The organism is Streptomyces pseudogriseolus, assembly GCA_002154585.1.
GTDB lineage: Bacteria > Actinomycetota > Actinomycetes > Streptomycetales > Streptomycetaceae > Streptomyces > Streptomyces pseudogriseolus.
The window spans coordinates 1-591 of sequence record MUNG01000651.1 but is presented as its reverse complement, the minus strand read 5'-3'; the positions used below and the strand labels follow the sequence as shown (position 1 = coordinate 591).

1 protein-coding gene is annotated in these 591 nt (G+C 69.1%); it reads right to left on the bottom strand.

What is annotated here, in order from left to right:
• Positions 1–506: 5'-3' exonuclease (locus tag CCN29_RS36650; RefSeq protein WP_442538677.1), on the bottom strand; the 506-nt coding region annotated here is incomplete at its 3' end.
• Between the last annotated feature and the right edge of the window lie 85 nt (positions 507–591).

The following is a 591-nucleotide window of genomic DNA, read 5'->3' as shown; positions in this document are numbered from 1 at the left end:
GCGGCGAAGTCGGGGTACTGCGCGGGCGTCAGCCCGTACTTCTCGAACACCTTCTCCGGGGTGAACCGGGTCAGCTCGGAGACGCCCTTGGTCGGGTACAGCACCGTGGTGTGGTCGGAGACCAGCTGGAAGGAGTCGCGGTCACCGGTGACGATCAGCACCTCGAAGCCCTCGGCCTCGGCCTGGGTGGCGAGCGNNCCCTTGAACTCGTCGGGCGTCTTGGAGCGGTTCGCCTTGTACTCGGTGAACTCCTCCGAACGCCATGTCTTGCGGGACACGTCGAAGGCGACCGCGAAGTGCGTGGGCGCCTCGTCACGCAGGGTGTTGGCGAGCATCGACGCGAAGCCGTAGATCGCGTTCGTCGGCTGGCCCGTCGCGGTGGTGAAGTTCTCCGCGGGCAGCGCGAAGAACGCGCGGTAGGCCAGGGAGTGCCCGTCCATGAGCATCAGGCGCGGGCGGCTTCCGCCGGGGGGCTGGTCGGTCTTCTTCGCTGCTGTCTCTGCCACGTGTCCGATCCTGCCACGCCCCACTGACACGGGGCGCCGCCGTCCTCGCCCACGGGGCAACAGCCACCGGCGTTGGTGCGGGCCG